At 62.4% G+C, this 25,648-nt stretch carries 24 protein-coding genes and 2 pseudogenes; 21 read left to right on the forward strand and 5 right to left on the reverse strand.

The genetic code is table 11. From position 1 onward, the window contains the following. Positions 1-78: 78 nt before the first annotated feature. From AK81_RS14745 to AK81_RS28320, 8 genes and pseudogenes are all read left to right on the forward strand, one after another. Entirely contained in the window at positions 79-1,059 is a 981-nt protein-coding gene (locus tag AK81_RS14745; protein WP_043200014.1) for a flavin reductase, read from the forward strand. Positions 1,060-1,101: 42 nt separating this feature from the next. Next, a complete protein-coding gene (locus AK81_RS14750; RefSeq protein WP_043200016.1) occupies positions 1,102-1,875 on the forward strand; it encodes a glucose 1-dehydrogenase in 774 nt (257 codons plus the stop codon). Positions 1,876-1,940: 65 nt separating this feature from the next. Beyond that, positions 1,941-2,732, forward strand: a complete 792-nt coding sequence (locus AK81_RS14755) for a fumarylacetoacetate hydrolase family protein (RefSeq protein WP_043200017.1) — start codon at positions 1,941-1,943, stop codon at positions 2,730-2,732. Between the two features lie 38 nt (positions 2,733-2,770). Then, complete coding sequence (locus AK81_RS14760) at positions 2,771-3,700, forward strand: acetaldehyde dehydrogenase (acetylating) (RefSeq protein ID WP_043200018.1); 930 nt, start codon at positions 2,771-2,773, stop codon at positions 3,698-3,700. 10 nt (positions 3,701-3,710) lie between these two features. Beyond that, on the forward strand, positions 3,711-4,742 hold the full coding sequence (gene dmpG, locus AK81_RS14765; protein WP_043200019.1) for a 4-hydroxy-2-oxovalerate aldolase: 1,032 nt from the start codon (positions 3,711-3,713) through the stop codon (positions 4,740-4,742). A gap of 67 nt (positions 4,743-4,809) precedes the next feature. After that, a complete protein-coding gene (locus tag AK81_RS14770; protein ID WP_043200021.1) occupies positions 4,810-6,135 on the forward strand; it encodes a spinster family MFS transporter in 1,326 nt (441 codons plus the stop codon). 132 nt (positions 6,136-6,267) lie between these two features. Continuing rightward, positions 6,268-7,017 (forward strand): electron transfer flavoprotein subunit beta/FixA family protein, encoded by a 750-nt coding sequence (locus tag AK81_RS14775; protein WP_043200023.1) that lies wholly within the window; start codon positions 6,268-6,270, stop codon positions 7,015-7,017. A gap of 1 nt (position 7,018) precedes the next feature. Then, positions 7,019-7,711: pseudogene (locus tag AK81_RS28320) on the forward strand (electron transfer flavoprotein subunit alpha/FixB family protein); the annotation flags it as partial. On the opposite strand, the pseudogene AK81_RS14780 reads toward AK81_RS28320, so the two are convergent. The 3 genes and pseudogenes from AK81_RS14780 to azu form a co-directional block, all read right to left on the reverse strand. Then, positions 7,679-9,619, reverse strand: a pseudogene (locus AK81_RS14780) (MacB family efflux pump subunit); the annotation flags it as partial. The pseudogenes AK81_RS28320 and AK81_RS14780 sit on opposite strands and share 33 nt — an antisense overlap. Next, a complete protein-coding gene (locus tag AK81_RS14785) occupies positions 9,620-10,813 on the reverse strand; it encodes an efflux RND transporter periplasmic adaptor subunit (RefSeq protein ID WP_043200025.1) in 1,194 nt (397 codons plus the stop codon). It lies immediately after the preceding pseudogene. Positions 10,814-11,003: 190 nt separating this feature from the next. Further along, entirely contained in the window at positions 11,004-11,453 is a 450-nt protein-coding gene (gene azu, locus AK81_RS14790; protein ID WP_043200026.1) for an azurin, read from the reverse strand. A gap of 312 nt (positions 11,454-11,765) precedes the next feature. Here azu and AK81_RS14795 point away from each other — a divergent pair, with 312 nt between their 5' ends. Together AK81_RS14795 and AK81_RS14800 are read left to right on the forward strand one after the other, a co-directional pair. Then, the gene (locus AK81_RS14795) at positions 11,766-12,245 is read left to right on the forward strand and encodes a response regulator (protein ID WP_043200027.1); all 480 of its coding nucleotides are present in this window, start codon (positions 11,766-11,768) and stop codon (positions 12,243-12,245) included. Positions 12,246-12,317: 72 nt separating this feature from the next. Beyond that, positions 12,318-13,643 carry an MFS transporter gene (locus AK81_RS14800; RefSeq protein WP_043200028.1) on the forward strand — a complete coding sequence of 442 codons (1,326 nt, stop codon included), beginning with the start codon at positions 12,318-12,320 and terminating at the stop codon, positions 13,641-13,643. Positions 13,644-13,744: 101 nt separating this feature from the next. Here AK81_RS14800 and AK81_RS14805 read toward each other — a convergent pair whose 3' ends face one another. Continuing rightward, entirely contained in the window at positions 13,745-15,427 is a 1,683-nt protein-coding gene (locus AK81_RS14805; RefSeq protein WP_081042073.1) for an electron transfer flavoprotein-ubiquinone oxidoreductase, read from the reverse strand. 532 nt (positions 15,428-15,959) lie between these two features. Here AK81_RS14805 and AK81_RS14810 point away from each other — a divergent pair. The 9 genes from AK81_RS14810 (at position 15,960) to AK81_RS14850 (ending at position 23,012) form a co-directional block, all read left to right on the forward strand. After that, positions 15,960-16,709 carry an electron transfer flavoprotein subunit beta/FixA family protein gene (locus AK81_RS14810; RefSeq protein WP_016498683.1) on the forward strand — a complete coding sequence of 250 codons (750 nt, stop codon included), beginning with the start codon at positions 15,960-15,962 and terminating at the stop codon, positions 16,707-16,709. 1 nt (position 16,710) lies between these two features. Further along, on the forward strand, positions 16,711-17,652 hold the full coding sequence (locus AK81_RS14815; protein WP_043200030.1) for an electron transfer flavoprotein subunit alpha/FixB family protein: 942 nt from the start codon (positions 16,711-16,713) through the stop codon (positions 17,650-17,652). Positions 17,653-17,728: 76 nt separating this feature from the next. Continuing rightward, complete coding sequence (locus tag AK81_RS14820) at positions 17,729-18,550, forward strand: substrate-binding periplasmic protein (RefSeq protein WP_043200031.1); 822 nt, start codon at positions 17,729-17,731, stop codon at positions 18,548-18,550. Between the two features lie 9 nt (positions 18,551-18,559). Beyond that, positions 18,560-18,913: a DUF4398 domain-containing protein gene (locus AK81_RS14825; RefSeq protein WP_043200032.1), complete on the forward strand. Its 354-nt coding sequence runs from the start codon at positions 18,560-18,562 to the stop codon at positions 18,911-18,913. Beyond that, positions 18,910-19,722 carry an OmpA family protein gene (locus AK81_RS14830; RefSeq protein WP_043200033.1) on the forward strand — a complete coding sequence of 271 codons (813 nt, stop codon included), beginning with the start codon at positions 18,910-18,912 and terminating at the stop codon, positions 19,720-19,722. Before AK81_RS14825 ends, AK81_RS14830 begins: the two co-directional genes overlap by 4 nt. A gap of 280 nt (positions 19,723-20,002) precedes the next feature. After that, on the forward strand, positions 20,003-21,445 hold the full coding sequence (locus AK81_RS14835) for a PLP-dependent aminotransferase family protein (RefSeq protein ID WP_016498688.1): 1,443 nt from the start codon (positions 20,003-20,005) through the stop codon (positions 21,443-21,445). A 64-nt stretch (positions 21,446-21,509) separates the two neighbouring features. Next, complete coding sequence (locus tag AK81_RS14840) at positions 21,510-21,989, forward strand: hypothetical protein (protein ID WP_043200035.1); 480 nt, start codon at positions 21,510-21,512, stop codon at positions 21,987-21,989. A 129-nt stretch (positions 21,990-22,118) separates the two neighbouring features. Then, positions 22,119-22,373: a YkgJ family cysteine cluster protein gene (locus tag AK81_RS14845; RefSeq protein WP_009684718.1), complete on the forward strand. Its 255-nt coding sequence runs from the start codon at positions 22,119-22,121 to the stop codon at positions 22,371-22,373. A gap of 33 nt (positions 22,374-22,406) precedes the next feature. Beyond that, entirely contained in the window at positions 22,407-23,012 is a 606-nt protein-coding gene (locus AK81_RS14850) for an START domain-containing protein (RefSeq protein WP_043200036.1), read from the forward strand. Between the two features lie 245 nt (positions 23,013-23,257). On the opposite strand, the gene gltA is transcribed toward AK81_RS14850, so the two are convergent. Continuing rightward, the gene (gltA, locus tag AK81_RS14855; protein ID WP_043200037.1) at positions 23,258-24,547 is read right to left on the reverse strand and encodes a citrate synthase; all 1,290 of its coding nucleotides are present in this window, start codon (positions 24,545-24,547) and stop codon (positions 23,258-23,260) included. 352 nt (positions 24,548-24,899) lie between these two features. Between gltA and sdhC the strand changes: the two genes are divergently transcribed. After that, on the forward strand, positions 24,900-25,286 hold the full coding sequence (sdhC, locus tag AK81_RS14860) for a succinate dehydrogenase, cytochrome b556 subunit (protein WP_008091902.1): 387 nt from the start codon (positions 24,900-24,902) through the stop codon (positions 25,284-25,286). Then, positions 25,280-25,648: a succinate dehydrogenase, hydrophobic membrane anchor protein gene (gene sdhD, locus AK81_RS14865; RefSeq protein ID WP_016498691.1), complete on the forward strand. Its 369-nt coding sequence runs from the start codon at positions 25,280-25,282 to the stop codon at positions 25,646-25,648. The genes sdhC and sdhD overlap by 7 nt, the downstream gene beginning before the upstream one ends.

Here is a 25,648-nt window from a genome sequence, read left to right on the forward strand (position 1 = left end):
TTAGTCCGTTGAGACGATGCAAAGCCCCGTGGCGCTGGGAATACTGCCAGCACGCACACTCATTCCATGAGGCCCATCATGGCAACGCCCGCCTGTTTCGACCCTCAAGCGTTTCGCGCCGCGCTCGGCACCTTTACCACGGGGGTGACCATCATCACTACCCAGGCCGAAGACGGCTCGCCTATTGGTATCACCGCCAACAGCTTCAACTCGGTTTCGCTCAACCCACCGCTGGTACTCTGGAGTCTGTCCAAGAATGCCCGCAGTCTGCCGGTGTTCAGCGGTGGTCGCCACTGGAACGTGCACGTTTTGTCGACCGAACAGGAATCCCTGTCCGGACGTTTTGCCCGCCAGGGTGAAGACAAGTTTTCTGAAGTCCAGCTCGACACCGGCATCAGCGAGGCACCGCTGCTGCAAGACTGTACGGCGCGCTTCCAATGCCGCACGGCCTTCCAGTACGAAGGCGGCGACCATGTCATCTTCGTCGGCGAAGTGCTCGCTTTCGACCATAGCGACCGCGCCCCGCTGGCCTTCCAGAGTGGCCAGTACGCCCTGGCAATGCGCAAGCCGCGCAACGAGCTGCGCCTGGCAACCACCCCGCCACCGCCCGAGTGCAGCTACACCGAAGACCTGCTCGGCTACCTGCTCGGCCGTTCGCACTACCAGATGCTGTTTGCATTGCGCCGCCTGCTGAAGAACCAACAGCTCGATGAACACGCGTTCTTCATCCTCTCCACCCTGTGCATACGGGACAACATGACCCTGGACGAGATCAACGCCTACGTCGGCTACACCGGTCATGTGGTGAGCGCCACAAGCATGCGCTTTCTCGAACGCCAGAACCTGGTCGCCCGTGAACTGGACGACAACCAGGTCCGCTATGTGCTGACAGCCGACGGGCGGGAGGCTTCGCTGCAGGAGGTGGCCCTGGCCAAAGCCGTCGAGGAGGACATCTCTGCCCGTCTTGGCGCCGGTGACAGCCAGGCGCTGAAGGTGTTGCTCAAGCGCCTGATCGCCACGTCCGACCCGGGCTTGCCAGACCTGTGGGCACCGCGTTGAGCACTGTGACTTCCCTGAACCATTAGAACAACAAGGACAGCCATGAGCATTCTGCAACGCTTCAACCTCACTGGCAGTGTCGCCATTGTCACCGGCAGCGGCCGTGGCATAGGCCGTGCCATTGCCCTGGCCTACGCCGATGCCGGCGCTGATGTGGTCTGCAGCGCCCGTTCGCTGGCAGATGTCGAGGCCGTCGCCGAAGAGGTGCGCAGCCGAGGGCGGCGCGCCCTGGCCTTTAGCTGCGATGTCACCGACAGCGAACAGCGCAGCGCCCTGGTCGCCAACGCCGCCGAACAGCTGGGGCGCATTACCCATCTGGTCAACAACGCCGGCGGCGGCGGCCCCAACGACCCGCTGAAGATGAGCCCGGAAGATTTCGAGCAGGTGTTGAGCTTCAACGTCAGCGCCGCCTACGCCCTTTCTCAGCTGTGCGTACCCCTGATGCGCGACGCCGGGGGCGGCAACATCATCAACATCACCTCTGTGGCCGCCCGTTACGCCCAGCGCCACTTCAGCGCCTACGGCACCGCCAAGGCTGCGCTGACCCACCTGACGCGCCTGCTGGCACAAGAGTTCGCGCCGCAGATCCGGGTCAATGCGGTGGCGCCCGGGCCGATCCTGACCGACGCCCTGGCCGGGGTCATGCCCGATGCCATGCGCAAGACGATGGAAAACAACACCCCGCTCAAATGCCTGGGTCAGCCAGAGGACATCGCCGCCGCTGCCCTGTACCTGGCAAGCCCCGCCTCCGCCTGGGTCACCGGCAAGATCATCGATGTCGATGGCGGCGCCGATTCCAGTGTCTGGCCGGGCTGAAGCCTTGTTGCCGGGCGCTGCAGGTGGCCCGGCCTGTTATCCACTTGCCACAGAGCGACCTCCCCATGGATGCGCAGCTGATTGAAACACTGGGCGATGAGCTGTTCCACGCCCTGAACGCACGCCAGAGCCTGCCCCCGCTGACCCAACGTCACCCGGCCATCAGCCTTGATGACGCGTACCGGATTTCCCTGCGGTTTCTGGCGCGTCGCGAAGCGCTGGGCGAGCAAGTGATCGGCAAGAAAATCGGGGTAACCAGCCGCGCCGTGCAAGAAATGCTCGATGTGCACCAGCCCGATTTTGGTTTTCTGACCGACCGTATGCAGGTCGCCGATGGCAGCGACGTCAGCTTTGCTGCCCACCACTTGGTGCAACCACGGGCCGAAGGCGAGATTGCCTTTGTACTGGGCGAAGACCTGCAAGGTACCGACATCAGTGCCGACGATGTACTGGCGGCCAGCGAGTGGGTACTGCCGTGTTTCGAGATTGTCGACTCGCGTATCGAGAACTGGCAGATCCGCATTCAGGACACCGTTGCCGACAACGCCTCTTGCGGTGTTTTCGCCCTGGGCCGGCAGCGCGTCAATCCGCGTGACCTGGACCTGGCCAAGGTCCAGTTGCACCTGTTCAAGAACGGTCTGCCGGTGGGCAGCGGCCTTGGCTCGGCGGTGCAAGGCCACCCTTGCGCCGCCGTGGCCTGGCTGGCCAACACCCTGGGCCGGCTGGGCATCCCGTTTCGCAAGGGCGAAATCATTCTGTCCGGCGCCCTCGCGCCGCTGGTACCGGTCGCCCCGGGTGACTTCGTCAGCCTGTCGCTGAGCGGCATGGGCGAGATGCACCTGCACTTCGTGCCCTGAGCCTGCGGCCCTACCTTCTTCCGAGCGAGAACAATGCCATGAGTAAAAAGATCAAATGCGCCCTCATCGGGCCCGGCAACATCGGTACCGACCTGCTGTACAAGCTAAAGCGCAGTGAAGTACTGGAGCCCGTCTGGATGGTGGGTATCGATGCCACCTCCGAAGGCCTGGCCCGCGCCGCCGCGCTGGGCCTGAAAACCACCAGCGAGGGCGTTGACGGCCTGCTGCCGCATGTAGTGGAAGACGGCATCCAGATCGCCTTCGATGCCACCTCCGCCTATGTGCATGCCGAGAACAGCCGCAAGCTCAATGCCCTGGGTGTGCTGATGATCGACCTGACGCCGGCGGCCATCGGCCCCTACTGTGTGCCGCCGGTCAACCTCGAACACAACCTTGGCCTGGGCGCGATGAACGTCAACATGGTGACCTGTGGCGGCCAGGCGACCATCCCGCTGGTGGCCGCGGTGTCCAGCGTGCAGCCGGTGGCCTATGCCGAGATCATTGCCACGGCGGCCTCGAAATCGGTCGGCCCGGGCACACGCAAGAACATCGATGAATTCACCCGCACCACCGCTGCAGCGGTGGAACAGGTAGGGGGCGCGAAAAAGGGCAAGGCGATCATCATCGTCAACCCCGCCGAGCCGCCGCTGATCATGCGCGACACCGTGCACTGTCTGACCGAAACCGAGCCTGATCAGGCGGCCATCACCGCCGCGATTGCCGACATGATCGCGCAAGTCCAGCGCTATGTGCCCGGCTACAAGCTGGTCAACGGCCCGGTGTTCGACGGCAACCGGGTGTCGATTTTCATGGAAGTCGAAGGCCTGGGCGACTACCTGCCCAAATATGCCGGCAACCTCGACATCATGACCGCCGCCGCCGCGCGCACCGCCGAGATGTTTGCCGAAGCAATGCTCAAAGGCGATCTGACCCTGCGTGCCAGCACCCCACAACCTGCCATCGCCTAAGGAGCGCGCCATGGACCTTCACGGTAAATCCATCACCGTCCACGACATGTGCCTGCGTGACGGCATGCACCCCAAACGCCACCAGATCACCCTGCAGCAAATGAAAGACATCGCCTGTGGCCTGGACGCCGCCGGTGTCCCGTTGATCGAGGTGACCCATGGCGATGGCCTGGGGGGCAGTTCGCTGAACTATGGCTTTCCGGCGCACAGCGACGAGGCGTATTTGTCGGCGGTCATCCCGCTGATGAAAAACGCCAAGGTCTCGGCCCTGCTGCTACCGGGCATCGGCACGGTGGATCACCTGCAGATGGCCTACGAGCTGGGCGTCAGCACCATTCGCGTCGCCACCCACTGCACGGAAGCAGACGTGTCCGAACAGCACCTTGGCGCGGCCCGCAAGCTGGGCATGGACACCGTCGGGTTCCTGATGATGGCCCATATGAACAGCCCGCAAGGCCTGGTCACCCAGGGCAAGCTGATGGAAAGCTACGGCGCCAATTGCATCTATATCACCGACTCGGCCGGCTACCTGCTGCCCCATGACGTCAGCGCGCGGGTCGCGGCGCTGCGTGCAGCGCTCAAGCCTGAAACTGAAATCGGCTTCCATGGCCATCACAACCTGTCGATGGGCGTGTCCAACTCGATTGCGGCCATTGCCGCTGGTGCCACCCGTATCGATGCTGCTTGTGCAGGCTTGGGCGCGGGTGCCGGCAATACCCCCATGGAAGTGCTGGTGGCCGTCTGCGACCGCATGGGCATCGAAACCGGCGTCAGTGTGTTCGGTATCCAGGACGTTGCCGAAGACCTGGTGGTGCCGATCATGGACTTCCCGATCCGTAGCGACCGCGATGCCCTGACCATGGGCTATGCCGGTGTCTACGGCTCGTTCTTGCTGTTTGCCAAGCGTGCCGAGAAAAAGTACGGCGTCCCGGCGCGGGAAATTCTTGTCGAGATGGGCCGGCGCGGCATGGTCGGCGGCCAGGAAGACATGATCGAAGACACTGCCATGACCCTGGCCAGGCAACGCCAAGCCAGCGCCTGACCGCTGCACGGGGCCCAGGCACAGCCTGGGCCATTGCCCTCCTCTGCGGTTTGACCGGGAGTCATCCATGAGCAGTTTGCATTCTCAACCCATCGGCTGGCGCAGCCATGGTCTGCTGTTTGTGCTCGCGATGATGTACGCCGATAACTTTGTCGGGCGGCAGATCATTGCCGTGATGATCGAACCGCTCAAACAAGAGTTCGGTGCCAGCGACACCGCCATGGGCCTGGTCTCTGGCCTGGCCTTCGCTGCCGTCTATGTGCTGCTGGGCCTGCCGGCCGGGCGCCTGGCCGACCGCCTGCCACGCACACGCCTGCTGGCCATCACCTGCCTGCTGTGGGCGCTGGCCACCGTGGTGTGCGGCCTGTCCACCAGCTTTGCGATGCTGGTGATCGCGCGCATGGCGGTGGCGGTCTTCGAGTCGCCGAGCACCTCGACCTCGATGTCGATCATCGCCGATATCTACCCGCCGCACCGGCGTTCTTTTGCCATCAGTTGCTACACCGCCGCGCCGACGTTTTCCACCATCATCGCCCTCAGTGCCGGCGCCTGGGTGGTTGACCAATATGGCTGGCGCAGCGCCTTTTTTGCCGTCGCCCTGCCCTCCCTGCTGATCAGCGCGGTGTTTGCCTTTGTGATGCGCGACCCGGTACGCGGGCGCTTCGACCTCCCCCATTGCCACGCCACCCAGGCTGCACCGCCCATTCAAAGCCTGCTGGGCAGCGCTCGCGCACTCATGGCGCAACCGGCCTACCGTTGCCTGGTGCTGGCGTGCGGCATCACCACCTTCAGCGCCTATGCCTTTGCCATGTGGAATGCCAGCTTCCTGGTGCGCTCGCATGACCTGCCGCTGCACTACGCCGGCCTGCTGGCCGGCCTGGTCGGCGGCACCTTTGCCGGGCTAGGGGCCCTGTTCAGTGGTTGGCTGGCTGACCGCCTGGTGATCAGGAGCCAGCAGTGGCAAATCGGCATTCCGCTCATCGGCCATGTGCTCGGCAATTGCGCGTTGATCATCTACCTGCTGTGGCCGCGTGACATCCTGCTGTATGCGGGTGCGGTTCCGGTACCCAGCGCAATGCTCTGGTGTGCGCTGGGCAGCTTTTTCTCGGTGTGGTGGGTCGGGCCCTGCTTCTCGTTGTTGACCCAGTTGGTGCCCGCCCACCGCCGTGCGACCGCGGTGGCACTGCAGACCATCATCTCGACCTTGTGTGGGGTCGGTATCGGCCCGTTGGCTACCGGGCTACTGAGCGATGCGCTGCTGCCGGTGCTGGCGGACGAGTCGCTGCGCTACGCCCTGCTGCTGGTCAGCCTTACCATCGTCATACCGATCGTTCTGCTCTGGCGTACCTATCAGCACCTGACCGCCCCCTCGCGGCTTTCCGCCTATGCCTGATGCCTGCGCCCTGTCGCCAGTAAACGCCGATCAACTAGTTGAAACGGACGATCCACCCGCACACGCCCTGCGTTACCGTCATTGTCAGAACCCCACTGCCCCGCGTTCGCACTATCAATGACTGGAGAGCTTATGAGGATACTGGTAAGCGTCAAACGAGTGGTCGACTACAACGTCAAGGTCCGCGTCAAGGCGGACAACTCCGGCGTCGACCTGGCCAACGTCAAGATGGCCATGAATCCCTTCTGCGAAATCGCTGTGGAAGAAGCCGTGCGCTTGAAAGAGACAGGCATTGCGAGCGAAATCGTCGTCGTTTCCGTCGGCCCGGCCACTGCCCAGGAACAGCTGCGTACCGCCCTGGCCCTGGGTGCCGACCGTGCCATCCTGGTAGAAACCGCTGACGAGCTGAACTCCCTGGCGGTGGCCAAGGCGTTGAAAGCCGTTGTCGACAAAGAGCAGCCGCAGCTGGTCATCCTCGGTAAACAGGCCATCGACAGTGACAACAACCAGACCGGCCAGATGCTGGCTGCGCTGACCGGCTTTGCCCAGGGTACCTTTGCCTCCAAGGCGGTCGTTGCTGGCGACAAGCTGAACGTCACCCGCGAAATCGATGGCGGCCTGCAGACCGTATCGCTGAACCTGCCAGCCATCCTCACCACCGACCTGCGCCTGAACGAGCCACGCTATGCGTCGCTGCCGAACATCATGAAGGCCAAGAAGAAGCCGCTGGAGACCGTTACGCCAGACGCGCTGGGCGTTTCCCTCGCCTCCACCAACAAGATTCTGAAGGTTGAAGCGCCCGCTGCCCGCAGCGCTGGCATCAAGGTCAAGTCGGTGGCCGAACTGGTCGAGAAGCTGAAGAACGAAGCGAAGGTAATCTGATATGACTGTCCTGGTTGTCGCTGACCTTCTACAAGGTCCGGAAAACGGTGCCGTAGCCCCGGCCACCCTGAACACTGTCGCTGCAGCCGCCAAGATCGGTGGTGATGTGCACGTGCTGGTCGCTGGCCAGAACGTCGGCGGCGTTGCCGAGTCTGCTGCCAAGATCGCTGGTGTGGCCAAGGTGCTGGTTGCCGATAACGCCGCCTATCTGCCGGAAAACGTTGCGCCGCTGATCGTTGCGCTTGTTGAACAAGGCGGGGCCAACGGTTACAGCCACGTGATGGCCGCGGCCACCACCAATGGCAAGAACATCCTGCCGCGCGTTGCCGCGCAGCTGGACGTGGACCAGATTTCCGAGATCATCGCGGTCGAGTCCGCCGACACCTTCAAGCGCCCGATCTACGCCGGTAACGCCATTGCCACCGTGCAATCGAGCGCTTCGGTCAAGGTTATCACCGTGCGTACCACCGGCTTCGACCCAGTCGCTGCCGAAGGTGGCTCGGCTGCTGTTGAAGCGGTGAGTGCCGCACACAACGCCGGTATCTCGGCATTTGTCGGTGAAGCGCTGGCCAAGTCCGACCGCCCAGAGCTGACCGCTGCCAAGATCGTCGTTTCCGGCGGCCGCGGCATGGGCAACGGTGACAACTTCAAGCACCTGTACAACCGGGTCGAGCCCGGCGGCTTTGCGGGCGGGCATGAAACCGAATATCACGCCGGTGGCCACGGCACAGGCGAAGGCGCCGAAGATGGCCATGGCGGAAAAGGCCACGGCCACCTGGGCCAAGGCCAGGCCGGCACCGACCAGTAGCGCCAGGGCGACGCCGATGCTGCCGCCCACCAGCGACAGCACCACGGCCTCGGTCAGGAACTGGCGCAGGATGTCGCGCTTGCGGGCCCCGACGGCGATGCGGATGCCGATTTCGCGGGTGCGTTCGCGTACAGTCATGAGCATCACGTTCATGACGCCGATACCGCCCACCAGCAAGGAGATGGCGGCAATCGCACCGAGCATCAGCGACAGGCCGTTGCGGGTTTGGGCTTCGGCCTGGATCATTGCGGCGCTGTTGTCGACTTCGAAATCCTCGACCCCGTCGTGCAGGGCGAGCATCAGGTGACGGATCGCCTGTTCGGCTTCCTGCACCAGCGTACTGTCGGCGGCGCCTATCACCACGTATTCCGGGTGCTGAATCCCGGAGAGGCGGATCCTCAAGGCCGAATACGGAATGGCGATGCGCAGGTCGTTGCGCTGGTTGGCGCCGCTCGAGCCCTTGGTCGCCAGCACGCCGATGACCTGGAAGGGCACGTTTTCGATCAGGATGTACTGGCCCAAGGGGTCCTGGCCGTCGAACAGCTTTTTCCGAACCTCCGAACCGATCACCGCAACAGCGTTGCCCAAGCGCTCGTCTGCCTCGGTGAAGAAGCTGCCTTGGGTAACCGGCCAGTTGAAGATTTCGGTGAAAACCGGGGTATATCCTCCGATCGTGGACATCAGGTCCTGATTGCCGTAACGGACCTGCGCCTGTTGGGTGAGCGCAGGCATGATTCGCTTGATCTGGGGAAGTTCTGCCAATGCGTGGACATCGCTCAGGCGGATCTCCCCTGGTGCACTGCGTGGCGTAGGCGAGGAGCCATTGAGGAACATCAGGTTGGCCCCAAATGCGCCCATCTGCGCCATCACCTGGCGCTTGCTGCCTTCGCCCACCGCCAGCATCACCACCACAGATGCCACGCCGATGATGATACCGAGCAGGGTCAGGGCGGTGCGCACACGGTTGGTCCACATCACACGCCAGGCCGCATGCAGGGCATCGAGGGTTTCGCCCAGCCAGTTGCCATGCTCGTGGCTAGCCTGCTGCAGGCCTTTGCGCAGGTCCTGGGCGTCGAGCGAGCCCGTCCGGGGTTGGGCAGTTGCGCCCTGGGCGCTGTCGCTGATGACTTCGCCATCCAGCACTTCGATCACCCGCTGGGCCCGGGCGGCCACGTTTCGGTCATGGGTGATGAGGATGACCACGTGGCCCTGTTCGGCGAGTTCTTCGAGCAGCGTCATGACTTCTGCGCCGCTGTGGCTGTCGAGCGCGCCGGTGGGTTCGTCGGCGAGGATGATGTGCCCGCCGTTCATCAGTGCGCGGGCAATCGACACGCGTTGTTGCTGGCCGCCGGACATCTGTCTCGGGCGGTTGGCCGCTCGGGTGTGAAGGCCCAGGCGCTCGAGCAGTGCCTGGGCGCGTTCGGCCCTCGGCGCGGATGCGGCGCCTGTATAGAGCGCGGGCATCTCGACGTTTTCCTGGGCGCTGGCCGAGGGGATCAGGTGGTAACCCTGGAACACGAAGCCGAACGCCTTGCGCCGTAGCCAGGCCAGTTCGTCGTCATTGAGGGTGGCCACGTCCAGGCCTGCGAAGTGGTAGTGGCCCGACGTGGGGCGGTCCAGGCAGCCGAGGATATTCATCAGTGTCGACTTGCCTGAGCCGGACGCACCGACGATGGCGATGAACTCACCGGCGTGGATGCGCAGGTCGACGCCGCGCAGGACCTCGACCCGGGGGCTGTCACCGCCGCCGTAGGCCTTGCGGATGCCGCTCAACTCGATCAGTGGCGTGCTCATTCAGCCCCCTACGCCGGTCGGCCCGATCAGCAGCTTGTCGCCTTCAGCAAGGCCGTCGACGATCTGCACGCGCATGCGGTCCGACAGGCCGGTGCGCACCTTGCGGGATTGAACCTGACCATCGGCGGCGAGTACCTGGGCCGTCTGGCGGCCCTCGGCGTCTGGCTTGCCCTGCAAGGCCGCGACGGGTGCGGTGAGTACATCCTGGGCGCTGCCAGCGATGAAGAACACCTGGGCAGTCATGTCGGCCATCAGGGCGTTATCGGTGTTGTCGACATCCAGCAGCACGGTGTAGAGCACCACTCGCCCGCTGCCGGAGCTGCTGGCGCTGCTGCCCGAGCCACCCGCTGCAGCGGGGCTGCCGCCGCCTTGGCTCATCTGCTCCAGTGGTTTGGGCTGGATAGGCAGGATCTGCCTGACGGTGCTGCTCCAGCGCCGGCCGTTGCCGCTCAGGGTGGTGAAGTAGGCTTTCATGCCGGGCTCGACCTTGCCGATGTCGGCTTCGGATACCTCGGCCCATACCGTCATGGGCGACAGGCGGGCAATGCGCAGGATCAACGGTGTGCGTTGCTGGGCATTGAGGGTCTGGCCTTCGCGGGCATCCACGGCCACGACCGTGCCGGCCATGGGGGCGTAGATCCGGGTGTAGCCCAGCTCCGCCTCGGCGCTGCGCAGGGTTGCCTGGGCCTTGCCGATCTGGGCCTGGTACATGTCGATCCGCGCCTGGCTGGTCAGCACCTTGGCCTGGGCAGTCTGCACGTCTTCGTCGCGCGTGGCGCCGTCGGCGGCCATGCGTTGCTGACGCTGCAGCTGTTGTTTGGCCAATAGATGTTCGGCCTGCTGTTCCTTGACCTGGGCCTTGAGGGTTTCGATGGCGTAACGTTCGGCGTCCAGTTGCGCCTGTTGGGTAGATGGATCGATTTCCACCAACAGTTGGCCCTGTTTGACCGTGTCGCCCACTTCCACGTGCAGCGTACGAATCTGCCCGGAGGCTTGGGCACCGACGTCTACGTACTGGCGCGGTTGCAGGGTCCCCAGAGCGGTAACGCTGGACTCGATATTGCCGCGTGCCACCTGCACGAACGGGCGCTGTTCTGCATCATTGGGCAGCAGTTGCCAGGCCGCCGCGGCAGCCAGGGGAATGAAGCAGAGCATGACGATTGCAGCACGGCGGGTGAGGCGAGAATAGATCATGCAGTGGACCGGCCAGTGAGGGAAGACTGCCCGTTAAACGTGGGTGGGAAGGCGAAATTTAGAGGGTTCGGCACAAATGGATGAAGGGCCAGGCAAAGCTCGAAAAGCCAACGCCTCGACCCCGCATGCGCGCTGGTAACTGGCCAATCGCGTTATCAGCCAGATGCGCCGTTGGCCAGCCGCTGTCGGCTCAGTCGCTGATGGTCAGGGTGCCTTTCATCAGCGTGGCGTGGAAGGGGTAGGAGCAGAAGAAAACGTAGTCATCGCCCTTTTTCAACATCTTGGTGTCTAGCGTGACCGATGCGTCCTCACCGCCACCAATCAGCTTGGTGTGTGCCAGTACCCGGGCATCCCCAGGTTGGACGTAGTCATTGTTCTCACCCGCCTTCGCGCCGTCGTCGGCCACGCCCTTGAGGTCATCCTTCTTCGACAGCACCCAGTTATGCCCCATCACGTTTTTCGGCAGGGTGCCAGGGTGTTTCAGGGTGACCTTGAAATGATTGCAGCTGGCAGGCACGGTAATGGTTTCAAGGTCGTAGGTCATCTGGTCGGTACCCTGGATGGTCACCGAACATTGCTCGTCTGCGTAAACGAAACCTGAAAGCGTCAGTGCAGCCAAGGCTGCGGCAGTGCGAAGCATGGTCTATCTCCATAAATGAACGGACGGGCGCCACGCGTGGCGCCAGCCTAGAGAGGACGAAGCTCGTGGGCGGTGGTTTAGGGGTAAGCGCCGTCAATGCCATGAAGCACTGGCGGCTACGCATGCGCGAGTGAGAATCCTGAGGGGGCTTGTTAAAGGCAAATGCAAATTCCGTCAGTCAATCACTTGATTTATGCGGGTTTCCCGACTTCTATCAAAGAAGACCGCTGCTAGGCATGGCCTTGGCAGTCGCCCTTACTGGCGCAGTATGGTCATGGAGCGTACCCATTACCCAACTGCCCAGGTCCCACCATGGCAAACAAGACCCTGCGCATTCTCATCGCCGACGAACACCCCTGTCAGCGCCTGCAGCTGGAACGGTTGCTCAATGGCCTTGGCTATTACCGAATAGCCCCCGTGGACAGCTTCGAGGAGCTGCAGCGCCTGGTACATTGCGCCTTGCAGCCGTTTCATCTGCTGCTGGGCAATATCGAACTGGCCAATCATGCCGGGGTCGACCTGGCGCGCTTCTGCCGCGTCAGTACGCAGATCCAGCACGCCCTGCTTTACCACTCCAGCCAATTGAAAGTGCCTGCGGTGCCGCAGACGGAGCGTCAGGCGGTCAGCCTGAGCCTGCCGCAGGTACCTGATAACGAGGCGTTGGAGTCGTTCATGGCGATCATCGACGCGCCATTGCTGGTCGGCAAGTTGCCGCTGCCGGGCAGCATGCCGGTTACCACAGTGCGGCCAAGACCGCGGGCCAACTTCGCACACACGGTGTTCAACCGCTAGCGGCGCAGCGGGCAGGGCAACGGGGCAGCTATTTGTTATCCTCTTGCCCTTTGCCGATTTGCGGACCCTGCCATGACTGCCATCGATACCGCTCGCCCGCCCCGGTTCAGCCGCGGCGATCACCGGACCCTGGGCCTGGCGGCACTGGGCGGCGCGCTGGAAATCTACGACTTCATCATTTTCGTGTTCTTTGCGCTGACCCTCAGCCAGCTGTTCTTCCCGCCCGAAATGCCCGAATGGCTGCGCCTGCTGCAAAGCTTCGGCATCTTCGTCACCGGTTACCTGGCACGGCCGCTGGGCGGCATCCTGATGGCGCACTTTGCGGACCACCTGGGGCGTAAACGGGTGTTCAGCCTGAGCATCCTGATGATGGCCCTGCCGTGCCTGCTGATCGGCGTGATGCCGACCTATGCCGACATCGGCTATGCCGCGCCGCTGATTCTGCTGGCGCTGCGTATCTTCCAGGGTGCGGCGGTGGGGGGCGAGGTGCCGAGTGCCTGGACCTTCGTTGCCGAGCACGCGCCAGCCGGCCGACGCGGTTATGCCCTGGGCTTCCTGCAGGCCGGGCTGACCTTCGGCTACCTGTTGGGGGCGCTGACCGCGACCTTGCTGGCGCAAGTGTTCACACCGCAGGAAATCCTCGACTACGCCTGGCGCTACCCGTTCCTGCTGGGTGGGGTGTTCGGCGTGATTGGCGTGTGGCTACGCCGCTGGCTGAGCGAAACACCGGTGTTTCTCGCCCTGCGCGCGCGCCAGGAACAGCCGGTGAAGTTCCCGCTGCGGCGGGTACTGGGCGAGCACCGCCGTGCGCTGATCCCGGCGGCGCTGCTGACTTGCGTGTTGACCTCTGCCGTGGTGGTGCTGGTGGTGATAACCCCGACGGTGATGCAGCAGCGCTTCGGCATGAGCGCCGGGCACACCTTTGCCCTGAGCAGTGTGGGCATCGTCTTCCTCAATATCGGCTGCGTACTCGCCGGCTTGCTGGTTGACCGCGTGGGCGCCTGGCGTGCGCTGATGCTCTACAGCGTACTGCTGCCGCTGGGCATCGGCGCGTTGTACGCCAGCCTGAACGGGCAGTGGGGCATGACCTGGCTGGCCTACGCACTGGCGGGGTTGAGCTGCGGCGTGGTGGGGGTGGTGCCGTCGGTGATGGTCGGGCTGTTCCCGGCCGAGATCCGGGTGTCGGGCATTTCCTTTACCTACAACGTGGCCTACGCACTGTGGGCGAGTACCACGCCGCTGGCGCTGATTGCGCTGATGCCGTGGAGCCCGTGGGTGTGTGTCGGGTTTTGTCTGATCATGGGTACGGTTGGCTTGCTGACGGCCCTGTATTTCGGGCGCCGTGAGCCATTGGCGTTTGCGGCAGAGCCGATGCCGGTAATGTGTGGGGAAAAATAGTTTTCTGTTGTCTGTGCCGGCGATGAGGCCGGTACAGATAAAACAAAAAGCCCCCGGCTCATGAGAACCGGGGGCTTTTTGTTACCGCAAGGGCAGGGGCCTTACATGTTCGGGTAGTTCGGCCCGCCAGCGCCTTCAGGGGTGACCCAGGTGATGTTCTGGGCCGGGTCCTTGATGTCGCAGGTCTTGCAGTGCACGCAGTTCTGCGCGTTGATCTGGAAGCGCTTGTTGCCGTCTTCCTGGGTGACCACTTCGTACACGCCTGCCGGGCAGTAGCGCTGGGCCGGCTCGTCGTACAGCGGCAGGTTGCTGGCGATCGGCACGTTCGGGTCGGTCAGCTTCAGGTGGCAGGGTTGTTCCTCTTCATGGTTGGTGCTGGAGAGGAATACCGAGCTGAGCTTGTCGAAGCTGAGCTTGCCGTCCGGTTTCGGGTAGTCGATCTTTTTCGAGTCGGCGGCCAGCTTGAGGCAGGCGTAGTCCGGCTTGGTGTCGTGCAGGGTGAACGGCAGCTTGCCGCCGAACCAGTTCTGGTCGACGTAGTTGAACGCGCCACCGAGCAGTGGGCCGAACTTGTGCAGCGCCGGGCCGAAGTTACGGCTGGCGAACAGTTCTTCGTGCAGCCAGCTGGCCTTGAAAGCGTCAACGTAAGTGTTCAGCGCATCGCCGCCCTCGCTGCCGGCGATCAGTGCGTCGGCTACTGCTTCGGCCGCGAGCATGCCCGACTTCATCGCGGTGTGGCTGCCCTTGATCTTGGAGAAGTTCAGGGTGCCCAGGTCGCAGCCGATCAGTGCGCCGCCGTTGAAGACCATCTTCGGCAGCGAGTTCAGGCCGCCTTTGCAGATGGCGCGGGCGCCGTAGCTGATGCGCTTGCCGCCTTCGAGGTATTGCTTCATCACCGGGTGGTGCTTCAGGCGCTGGAATTCGTCGAACGGCGACAGGTACGGGTTGGCGTAGGACAGGTCGACGATCAGGCCGACCACCACCTGGTTGTTTTCCAGGTGATAGAGGAACGAACCACCGGTGTTGTCCTTGGCTACCACGTCCAGCGGCCAGCCGGCGGTGTGCACCACCAGGCCTTGCTCGTGCTTGGCCGGGTCGATTTCCCAGATTTCTTTCAGGCCGATGCCGTAGTGCTGTACGTCGGATTCGCTGTCGAGGTCGAAGCGCTTGATCAGCTGCTTGCCGATGTGGCCACGGCAGCCTTCGGCAAACAAGGTGTACTTGGCGCGCAGTTCCATGCCCGGGGTGTACAGGCCTTCCTTCGGGTTGCCTTCGCGGTCGACACCCAGGTCGCCGGTAACGATGCCGCGGACCACGCCGTTGTCGTCGAACAGCGCTTCCTGGGCGGCGAAGCCCGGGTAGATTTCCACGCCCAGGTTCTCGGCCTGCTGGGCCAGCCAGCGGCACAGGTTGCCCAGCGAGATGATGTAGTTGCCATGGTTGTGCATGGTCTTGGGCACGAACAGGTCAGGCACCTTGGTGGCGCTGCCGGCATCCTTGAGCACATAGATGTCGTCGCGCTTCACTTCGGTGTTCAGCGGTGCGCCGAGTTCTTTCCAGTCGGGGAACAGCTCGTTCAGGGCGCGGGGTTCGAAGACTGCGCCGGAGAGGATGTGGGCGCCGACTTCAGAGCCTTTTTCCACCACGCAGACGCTGATTTCGCTACCGGCTTCGGCGGCCTTCTGCTTCAGGCGGCAGGCGGCGGACAGGCCTGCCGGGCCGGCGCCGACGATGACCACGTCGAATTCCATGTATTCGCGTTCCACTGGTTCTCTCCTACTCATCAAGGCTCGTGCTGTTGCTTTGTCTTATGGGTGCTTGCGCGCAGTGGCTCATCACGGGAGCGAAACTGTAGCTGCGCAAATGACGGACTACACCGTTTTGTATTGGCCGCGCATTATATCTACACCACTTGGCGGGTCCAATACAAACGTTTGTTTGAATTTGCCGCAGGCCAGTAAAATCACAGGAACACGGCTGGAGGGTGACCGATTTGCCGTATTGACCGGATGGGGTGTTACGGTCAAGATACGAGCGGTTTTACGTTCGCCGTAGGCTTGCAGCCGGGCGCAGGTACACCTCTAAAGACCAGGTGTGGAGCAGGGTTTTGCGGCCTTGGGCCGGTTTGTAGTGGAGTTTACACGCCACGACAGAAAATGACCCGTGAGTATTTGTCGCAAGAGTCCGGACAAGACTGTTCGGTCACGGTGAAGATACTGGCTCCCGGTACGTTTTTAGAGGTGCCCTTGTACCCACGCGCATCGCCGGGCTCAGCCCCAGGCGACTATCTATTCACCGGAGAGTAACGAGGAATCCATGAAGGTTCTTGTAGCTGTCAAACGAGTGGTCGACTACAACGTCAAGGTTCGCGTCAAAGCGGACAACTCCGGCGTCGACCTTGCTAACGTCAAGATGTCCATGAACCCCTTCTGCGAAATCGCCGTGGAAGAAGCCGTACGCCTGAAGGAAAAAGGCGTTGCGACCGAGATCGTCGTCGTCTCCGTCGGCCCGACCACTGCCCAGGAGCAACTGCGTACCGCTCTGGCCCTGGGTGCCGACCGTGCCATCCTGGTAGAAGCCGCTGACGAGCTGAACTCCCTGGCGGTGGCCAAGGCGCTGAAAGCCGTTGTCGACAAAGAGCAGCCGCAGCTGGTCATCCTTGGCAAGCAGGCCATCGACAGCGACAACAACCAGACCGGCCAGATGCTGGCCGCGCTGACCGGCTACGCACAGGGCACCTTCGCCTCCAAGGTGGAAGTGGCTGGCGACAAGCTGAACGTCACCCGTGAAATCGATGGCGGCCTGCAGACCGTATCGCTGAACCTGCCAGCCATCGTCACCACCGACCTGCGCCTGAACGAGCCGCGCTATGCGTCGCTGCCGAACATCATGAAGGCCAAGAAGAAGCCGCTGGAGACCGTTACTCCAGACGCGCTGGGCGTTTCCCTCGCCTCCACCAACAAGACCCTGAAAGTTGAAGCGCCGGCTGCCCGCAGCGCTGGCATCAAGGTCAAGTCGGTGGCCGAACTGGTCGAGAAGCTGAAGAACGAAGCGAAGGTAATCTGATATGACTATCCTGGTTGTCGCTGACCTTCTACAAGGTCCGGAAAAAGGTGCCGTAGCCCCGGCCACCCTGAACACTGTGGCTGCAGCCGCCAAGATCGGTGGTGATGTACACGTGCTGGTCGCTGGCCAGAACGTCGGCGGCGTTGCCGAGTCTGCTGCCAAGATCGCTGGTGTGGCCAAGGTGCTGGTTGCCGATAACGCCGCCTACGCCCACGCCCTGCCAGAAAACGTCGCGCCGCTGATCGTCGAGCTGGCCAACGGTTACAGCCACGTGCTGGCCCCGGCCACCACCAACGGCAAGAACATCCTGCCGCGCGTTGCCGCGCTGCTGGACGTGGACCAGATCTCCGAGATCATCTCGGTCGAGTCCGCCGACACCTTCAAGCGCCCGATCTATGCCGGTAACGCCATTGCCACCGTGCAATCGAGCGCTTCGGTCAAGGTCATCACCGTGCGTACCACCGGCTTCGACCCAGTCGCAGCCGAAGGTGGCTCGGCTGCCGTTGAAGCGGTGAGTGCCGCGCACAACGCCGGTATCTCGGCCTTTGTCGGTGAAGAGCTGGCCAAGTCCGACCGCCCAGAGCTGACCGCTGCCAAGATCGTCGTTTCCGGCGGCCGCGGCATGGGCAACGGTGACAACTTCAAGCACCTGTACAGCCTGGCCGACAAGCTCGGCGCTGCCGTTGGCGCTTCGCGCGCTGCGGTCGACGCAGGCTTCGTGCCGAACGACATGCAGGTCGGCCAGACCGGCAAGATCGTTGCGCCACAGCTGTACATCGCCGTCGGTATCTCCGGCGCGATCCAGCACCTGGCCGGCATGAAAGACTCCAAGGTGATCGTTGCGATCAACAAGGACGAAGAAGCGCCGATCTTCCAGGTAGCCGACTACGGCCTGGTGGCTGACCTGTTCGAAGCGGTTCCGGAGCTGGAAAAGCTGGTCTGATCCGCCTGCTTCACTTATAAAGAACCCGGCCCTCGTATTGAGGGTCGGGTTTTTTTTATGGGTTGAGGAGTGAGGGATGACGTTGCGCGGAACGGGCAGGGTGCTGGTATGCATGGCGGCGTTGGCTTCACCGCTGGCCATGGCAGCAGGCAAGTGCGAGCGCCTGGTGGCAACCGGCAGCCCTGATGCACCGCCCTATTCGTGGCAGGACCCGAAAGACCCGAAACTCCTGATAGGTGCCAACGTGGACCTGTTGCGCCAGGTGGCTGGCGAGCTGGGTGTGAAGGTGGAGGTGCTGAACGCAGGTCGTCGCGACCAGGCCCTGGAGGAAGTGCGTAGCGGGCGTATGGACCTGCTGCTCGATACGCCCATGCAGGTCGAGCAACTGACCGCGCTGGACTACATCCACCCACCCCTTCAGCTCAACGAATACCTGGTGTGGACTCGCCACGACGCCGAGCTGGCCTTCGATGGCCCGGCGGACCTGGCCAAATACCAGGGCAGCCTGTCCGAGCGCGCGCGCCTGACCCCGGCCTTTAGCGCGTTTGCCAAGACCCAGCTGAAACTGGTACCGGCGCAAAACTTGACCCAGGCGTTCCAGAAACTGGTGCTTGGCCAGGTGGACTATGTGCTTGCTGGCCGCTATTCGGGTATGGCCATGGCCCAGAGCCTGGGCATGAACAATGACCTGATCGCCCGCGGCCTGCCGGTGGACCGACCAGGCCTGTACCTGGCCGTGTCACACAACTCGGCATGCAATGACAGCTGGTTGCGTGGGCAATTGGCGAAAAAACTGACAGAATTGCCGATCTCCGGTGCGTCCGAGGCCGTCCTGCAACGTAATGTCGAGCGCTGGAAAGCGCAGTTGCAGGTGCCGGCGGACGCCCCCAAACACTAGGAAGATTGCGTGAGAACCCAACCACTAATCCTTGCCTTGGCCGTGCTCGGCCTGGCTGGCTGTGCCAATGACCCGGCCCCTGACGAGCAGATGCGCATTTCCGAACAGGCACTGGAACAGGCCAGGGCCGTAGGTGCCACCGAGCAGGTCGAAACGTTGCAGATGGCTGAAGAAAAACTGGCCCGGGCCAAGGCCAACATGCTGACCCAAGACTACCGCGATGCGCGCATGCGCGCCGAGCAGGCCGAACTTGATGCTCGCCTGGCCGAGGCCCAGGTACTGAACCAGAAAAGCGAAGAGCAGCTGCAACTGCTGCAGTCGCGGGTCAAGCGCTTGCGCAAGCAACTGGAGGTGCAGCCATGATGCGCCGTACACCATTGGCCGCGCTGGCGTTGCTGGCGCTGGCAGCGGGCTTGCAAGGTTGCGCCAGCCAGCGCAGCTCTGCAGCGCTGGATGAAGCCAGTGCCACCTTCGCCAAGGTCAAGGATGATTCCGATGTGCTGCGCAGTGCGCCACGTGACGTGATCCGCGCAGGCGAGTCGCTGGCCCGTGCCGAGCGCCTGTCCAGCTATATCGGTACCGGTTCCGATGTGCGTCATTATGCTTACCTTAGCCAGCGCTACAGCGAAATTGCCAGTGAGCATGCCAAGCTGGCGCTGAACCAGGAGCGCCAGGCCAAGCTTGACCTTGAGCGTCAACGCCTGCAGTTGGCGTTGCGCGAGGCCAAGCTGGCCAGCGTGCAGCAGCAGGGCAAGTGGGTAGAGTCGCAGATCGCTGCGCTGGCTTCGGAGCAGACCGACCGTGGCCTGGTGATGACCCTGGGTGACGTGCTGTTCGATACTGGCCGTGCCGAGCTGAAGAATTCGGCCAGCCGTACCGTGCTCAAGCTGGTGCAGTTCCTTCAGCTCAACCCGCGGCGGGTGGTGCGTATCGAGGGCTATACCGACAGCACTGGCGCGGCCGAGGACAACCTGAAACTGTCCCGCGACCGGGCGCAGGCCGTGGCCGACATGCTGGTGGACCTTGGTATCGACGAAAAGCGCCTGCAGGTCGAGGGCTATGGCGACCAGTACCCGATCGAGGCCAACGCCTCTGAGCGGGGCAGGGCGCAGAACCGTCGGGTGGAGATCGTGTTCTCCGACGACAAGGGCAAGCTTGCGCCGGCGCGCTGATCGCTGGCGTGCGGAGGATGGCACCGGCTTTGCCGGTGTTCGCGGCTAAAGCCGCTCCCACAGGGGTAGTGTCAAGCCCAAGGCATGTGCAGAACCTGTAGGAGCGGCCTTGTGCCGCGAAAGGGCTGCAAAGCAGCCCCGCTTTTTGTCGGCTTAGTCGTTTCGATAGCTATCACGCTATTGTATTGTCGACTATGTTGCATTCTGTCCCAGTACACTTTGCAACTGTTACGGTATTCTCTACTGTCACTGAGCCGTACAAGAACAACGAGCCGCCGCCATGACCAACCTGCTGCTGTACCAGCGTATCGCCCAGCAACTGGCCGATGACATCCGTCGCGGTGTCTACCAGCCAGGCGAGCGGGTACCCTCCGTGCGCAAGATGAGTGCCCAGCTCAATGTCAGCCATGCCACGGTGTTGCAGGCCTATGCCAACCTCGAAGACCAGGGGCTGATCCGCGCGCGGCCACAATCTGGCTACTACGTGCACCAGACGCCGGCCCTGACCGCGCAAACCCCGGACATCGCCCGGGTGGAGCGCCCCGGCCTGGTCACCCGTGCCAGCATCATCCAGCAAGTGCTGACCGAAGCGCGCCGTGATGGCGTGTTCCCGTTCGGTGCTGCGGTGCCGCATGTCGACTACCTGCCGGTGCGTGCCCTGCATCAGCAAATTGCCAAGGTCACCCGCTTTCACAGCCCGCGCGCCTTCAGCTACATGTTCAGCCCCGGTTTCGAGCCCTTGCGTCGGCAGATCGCCATTCGCATGCGCGATGCCGGCGTGCTGGTCGACCCGCGTGAAGTGATCGTGACCCATGGCTGCGTCGATGCCCTGCAGATGTCACTGCGCGTGCTGACTCGCCCGGGCGACCTGATCGCTGCCGAGTCGCCGACCTATTACGGCTTGCTGCAGCTGGCCGACCTGCTGGGCCTGAAAGTGATCGAAATCCCCAGCGACCCGTCCACGGGCATCAGCCTTGAAGCCTTGCAGCTGGCTGCCAACCAGTGGTCTATCAAGGCCCTGGTGCTGACTGCGCGCCTGAGCAATCCGCTGGGTGGCACGGTCCCTGAAGAGCGGCAAAAGCAATTGCTGCGCCTGGCGTCGGACTTCGATATCCAGATCATCGAGGACGACATCTATGGCGAGTTGATGTTCGAGCAAGGCAAGACCAAGGCGCTGAAGGCATTCGACCGCCTGGACCGGGTGATCTACTGTTCGAGCTTCTCCAAGACCCTGTCCCCCGGTGTGCGCGTCGGCTGGATGATCGCCGGGCGCTATCAGGACGAAATCCAGCGCCTGCAGACCTTCACTACCCATTCGGCCTGCAGCGTGACGCAGATGGGGGTGGCGGCCTACCTGGAAAATGGCGGTTACGACCGCCACTTGCGCTACATCCGCCAGGAGTATCGCAAGAACCTCAGTGCGTACCAGTTGGCGGTGCAGCAGCACTTCCCCGAGGGTACCCAGATGACCCGCCCAACGGGCGGTTTCATCCTCTGGATAAGCCTGCCCGGGCGGGTCAATACTCAGGAGCTGCATGTGCGGGCGCTGGAGCAAGGCATCAGCATTGCGCCGGGGCTAATATTCAGTAATACAGAACAGTTCAACCACTGCATCCGCCTTAATTGCGGTATCCCGTGGAACAAGGAAGCCGAGCGGGCAGTGATTACGCTGGGTTTACTGGCTCAGCAGTTGTGCAGGGAGCCTGCGCTCACACTTTTGTAAGGCTTGCCAGCCGCCTGTGGAACATGGAGCATACGCACCTTTCTTGCCAGTCTGTCCATTTGCCATGAATGCTTTGCGCCGTTTTGCCTTGATCTTGTGCCTTGCACCGCTCTGCTACCCGGGCAGCCCAGCCTTGGCTGCGCAGCCGGCAAGCCAGGCGCAGGCAGCCCAGGGCAAGCACGTGCAAAAAAAGGTGGCAGCCAAGCCTGTGCAGAAGCAGGCGGTGAAAAAAGCTGGTAACAGCAAGACCAAGGCGCACAAGCCGGTCAGCAAGGCGGTTGCCCAGCCGTTGCCCAAGGCAAAGCTGGACCTCAGCCTGCCAGTCGACATGGTCAATAACCTGGAGCCGAATGTGGGCACCCCGTCTCCCATCCAGCGCCGCAAGCCTTTGCTGCCGCCCATGTTTACCGAAAAGCCGGAAACCAGCGACAGCCCGTTCCAGCTCAATGGCCGGTTGATCAATAACGAAATGCAGCTGCAGTTACGTAATGACAGCCGTCATGACGTGGAAGGGGCAGCCATCGATTTCGAGTATCGCCAGTAGCGGGAAACTGACTGCCGGGTCACGGCAGATTTCATCGTGCCAGTAATTTCAAACGCCTGTTTGAGCGGTTACTATCCAGGGACGCTCGTCCCGTTTTGTTCCAGGGAGTCCTGATTTTGGTGAATAGCCATGAATTGCCGTGAGGGCTGTGGTGCCTGCTGCATCGCCCCGTCCATCACTTCTGCCATGCCGCGCATGCCCAATGGCAAGCCGGCTGGCGAGCGTTGCCTGCACCTGACAGCTGCCAATCTCTGCGACCTGTTCGGCAAGCCCGAGCGGCCGGCGGTATGTGGCGGCTTCAAGGCGGATGTCGAGGTGTGCGGCAGTGACCGTGACGAGGCAATCAGGATTCTTGGCTGGTGGGAGCAGATGACGGCGGCGTGACAGGCTGGATCTTCGACAACAAGGATAAACATGATGAGATCGTTCAAGCGTATTGCACTGCTGTGTGGCGTGGGTGTTCTGCTGTCGCCTGCGGCCTGGGCCGAAAACTGGCAGGTGGCCAAGGACGAGGAGGGGATCAAGATTTCCCTCAGCGAAGTGGCCGGCTCCAAGTACAAGGCCTATCAGGGTGTCACCGTGATCAAGGCACCGCTGGCCAAGGTGCAGGCGTTGCAGGAAGACGTGGCCGGGGCCTGCGCATGGATTCATGAGTGCAAGTCGCAGAAGCTGCTCAAGCATGAGGGTGACCAGAGCTGGACCTACACCCAGTTCAATACGCCATGGCCGGTGACGCCGCGTGATTCGATCTTGCACGTGACGACTGTCAAGGGGGCGGACGGCAGCCTGGTGCGCAACCTGAAGGAAGAGCCGACCTATCTGCCGGAAGAGAAGGGTTTTGTGCGGGTAGCCAAGGTTGAGGGCTTCTGGAAGCTGGTGCCCAAGGGCGACAGCACGGAAGTGACCTACCAGGTGCACACCGAGCCGGGTGGTAGCGTGCCGGCGATGGTGGCCAACAAGTTCGTGGTGGATGCGCCATTCAATACCCTGAAAGGGCTGCGCGAGCGGGCTGAGAAAAACTGAGGTTTAACGCGGTGCGCGATCTGTGTGGGAGCGGCCTTGCCGGGGCGCCGGACCGGTCGGAAAGGGGCGCGGAGCGGCCCCAGAATTTCTGATTGACTGCAATATTGTCGGGGCCGCTTTGCGGCCCTTTCCGACCGGTCCGGCGCCCCGGCAAGGCCGCTCCCACAAGGGTCGAGCTGCGGCCATCAGGACTTGCAATAAAAAAGGCTGCCCGAGGGCAGCCTTTTTGCGTTCGGCTAAAAAGCTTACTTGCGGTCTTTCAGTGCAGCGATGTCGCGTTTTGGCTCGCCGGTGTACAGCTGGCGCGGCCGGCCGATCTTGTACGGGCTGGAGAGCATTTCTTTCCAGTGCGAGATCCAGCCCACGGTACGTGCCAGGGCGAAGATCACGGTGAACATGCTGGTCGGAATGCCGATCGCCTTGAGGATGATCCCCGAGTAGAAGTCGACGTTCGGGTACAGCGAGCGCTCGATGAAGTACGGATCGGTCAGGGCGATCTCTTCGAGGCGCATGGCCAGTTCCAGCTGCGGGTCGTTCTTGATGCCCAGCTCGCGCAGGACTTCGTCGCAGGTCTGCTTCATCACGGTGGCACGCGGGTCGCGGTTCTTGTACACGCGGTGACCGAAGCCCATCAGCTTGAACGGGTCGTTCTTGTCCTTGGCCTTGGCGATGAACGTGTCGATGTTCGAGACATCGCCGATTTCATCGAGCATGGTCAGTACGGCTTCGTTCGCACCGCCGTGGGCAGGGCCCCACAGTGCGGCGATACCGGCGGCGATACAAGCGAACGGGTTGGCACCCGACGAGCCGGCCAGACGCACGGTGGAGGTGGAGGCGTTCTGCTCGTGGTCGGCGTGGAGGATGAAGATCCGGTCCATTGCCTTGGCCAGCACCGGGCTGATCGGTTTGATCTCGCACGGGGTGTTGAACATCATGTGCAGGAAGTTTTCCGCGTACGACAGGTCGTTGCGCGGGTACATCATCGGCTGGCCCATGGAGTACTTGTAAACCATCGCGGCCAGGGTCGGCATCTTGGCGACCAGGCGCACCGCGGAAATTTCGCGGTGTTGCGGGTTATTGATGTCCAGGGAGTCGTGATAGAACGCCGACAGGGCGCCGACCACGCCGCACATCACCGCCATCGGGTGAGCGTCGCGGCGGAAGCCGTTGAAGAAGGACTTCAGCTGCTCGTGAACCATGGTGTGGTTCTTGACGGTGCTGACGAACTGGGCCTTCTGCTCGGCATTCGGCAGTTCGCCGTTGAGCAGCAGGTAGCAGGTTTCGAGGTAGTCGGATTGCTCGGCGAGTTGCTCGATCGGGTAGCCGCGGTGCAGCAGGATACCTTTGTCGCCGTCAATGTAGGTGATCTTCGACTCGCACGAGGCAGTCGCCATGAAACCAGGGTCGAAGGTGAAGTGACCAGTGGCCCCCAACCCGCGGACGTCGATTACATCAGGACCAACGGTGCCGGTTAAAATGGGCAGCTCGACGGGGGCAGCGCCCTCGATGACCAACTGCGCTTTTTTGTCAGCCATGTGGCCTCCTATTAATGCTAGAAATCATCAGACAGACCCCCCACGCAGGGCCCGCACCACTATAGAGGGATAAATTCAGATGTCAATTTGCCTAAAGGCTTGTTGAAACAGGCATTCAAGCCTGATTTTTCCCGAAATTCTCGCCCATTTACGCCTTTTGTTCGTTAAAGGCAATGCGCTATTTGGGCTACCCCGTCACGTTGTCATAAGCAGCCTAACTGTCTATACTCGGCACCCGACCGCCAGGGGCTTGCAAGCCCGAACTGCTGGGGGTCGCCGTTCCCTGGGTGGTGGGTACCTGACCAGTACACTTACCAACAACTTTGCCCTGATTCGCTAGGGGCTCTTCAGTGTGAAAAAAGCCGTGAAAAGCCAACGACCTGTAAACCTAGACCTAAGGACCATCAAGCTCCCTGTCACTGCGTACACGTCCATCCTGCACCGTATCTCCGGCGTCATCCTGTTCATCGGCCTTGCCATCATGCTTTATGCACTGGGCAAATCGCTGGGTTCCGAGGAAGGCTTCGGTGAGGTGAAGGCGTGTCTGACCAGCCCGCTGGCCAAATTCGTGACCTGGGGCCTGCTGTCCGCCCTGCTTTATCACCTCGTGGCAGGTGTTCGTCACCTGATCATGGACATGGGCATCGGTGAGACGCTGGAAGGCGGCAAGCTGGGCTCGAAAATCGTGATCGTCATCTCCGTGGTGCTGATCGTTCTGGTGGGAGTTTGGGTATGGTAACCAATGTCACGAACCTGTCGCGTTCGGGCCTCTATGACTGGATGGCGCAGCGCGTTTCTGCGGTCGTTCTCGCGGCTTACTTCCTCTTCCTGATCGGCTACGTGATCGCCCACCCAGGCATCGACTACACCCAGTGGCATGGTCTGTTCTCCAACAACGCGATGCGGATCTTCAGTCTGCTGGCCCTCGTTGCCCTGGGCGCTCACGCCTGGGTCGGCATGTGGACCATTGCAACCGACTACCTGACGCCTATGTCGTTCGGCAAGTCGGCAACTGCGATTCGTTTCCTGTTCCAGGCGGTATGCGGCGTTGCGATGTTCGCTTACTTCGTCTGGGGTGTGCAGATTCTCTGGGGTATCTGA

It is taken from the genome of Pseudomonas putida W15Oct28, assembly GCF_000708715.2.
Taxonomy (GTDB): domain Bacteria; phylum Pseudomonadota; class Gammaproteobacteria; order Pseudomonadales; family Pseudomonadaceae; genus Aquipseudomonas; species Aquipseudomonas putida_R.